The following is a 1,175-nucleotide window of genomic DNA, read 5'->3' as shown; positions in this document are numbered from 1 at the left end:
CTTTACCATCCTTTCCAAAAACCTATCAGCGGTCATCTTGACATCAATTGAATACCCTTCAAATCCTGCATTCCAAGCATTAACAGCATCTGTTATTGTACAATCTTTCAACTTTTTAACTTTAACCAATTTTTAAATCTCCCAAAGATCAAAATTTAATACATAAATATACTCATACTTCCACAAATTCTTGTAATTATATTCCTTTAATCCTTAATCTGTTAAATACGATTTAATACTCGAATAGTAGTTAGCCAATAAACAATATATTGTCCTACACCTACTACACCTATACCAATTAATGGAATAAGAACATGACCAGAAAAAAGAAAACAAGCTCCCGCTATAATTGGCAGTGCAAAACTATAGTAAATATAAACATTCCGGCAAGCTTTATAGGTAACCCACTGTTGACCCTCATCCATCTCGCGGAATTCAGGTGGAATTAATCCAAACGGTTTAATTTGATTATCGGGATTCTTACGGTTGTAAAGCTTTATAAAAGTTAACCACAAAAATGTACAAAGTACTAATATCCCAAAAGATAATCTAGCTAAGACAACCAGTGTATTCGTTAGTGAAAGTGTCAAAAATGTAATGAGCAGTATAAATAAACCCATCGGTATTAATGGTGTACGTAAGATATGTTTCAACATGTTTAATCATTCCTTTCCTTTAAATAAAAAACTTCTTCAACAGAAACATTAAAAGCATTTGCAATTTTTAATGCCATCGTTACAGATGGGGAATAATCCCCTTTTTCAATTAATCCTATTGTTTGCCTTGTAACGCCAATTGCATCAGCTAAGTCTTGTTGTGTCCATCTAAACCGTGCACGTAACTCTCGAACCCTATTCTCAAACATCAAGTTCCCTTCCTTCTAAAATAGATCACTATCATTGTAATATAAGTATTACAAAATGTAAATGATTATTTGCATCAACCGAGGAATGAATATTTTCAAAAGTTAGGAAATTCTTTTTGCAAAACTTAGCCTTAGAAAACTTAACATTTCAAGGATTCGCGGCTTTTTTAATTTTTTTGGAATTGCAAGATAAAGCATGAATTTGAACGTATTTGGCTTAATTATTAAACTCCATAAGGAAAAATCTAAAGCCTAAATTAACAAAGAGTAGAATTTACTTTTCCAATAACAATAGAGACCTTTTGGCGTT

At 31.7% G+C, this 1,175-nt stretch carries 2 protein-coding genes; both read right to left on the bottom strand.

The window, feature by feature from the left end; translation table 11 throughout:
• Positions 1–221: 221 nt before the first annotated feature.
• Positions 222–656, bottom strand: coding sequence for a hypothetical protein (locus SPD53_RS19770; protein ID WP_033826664.1), 435 nt, complete (start codon positions 654–656; stop codon positions 222–224).
• 2 nt (positions 657–658) lie between these two features.
• On the bottom strand, positions 659–868 hold the full coding sequence (locus SPD53_RS19765; RefSeq protein WP_336253580.1) for a helix-turn-helix transcriptional regulator: 210 nt from the start codon (positions 866–868) through the stop codon (positions 659–661).
• Between the last annotated feature and the right edge of the window lie 307 nt (positions 869–1,175).

Source organism: Oceanobacillus sp. MO10714A (assembly GCF_037072045.1).
GTDB lineage: Bacteria > Bacillota > Bacilli > Bacillales > Amphibacillaceae > Oceanobacillus > Oceanobacillus indicireducens.
This window is presented reverse-complemented; position numbering and strand designations above follow the sequence as displayed.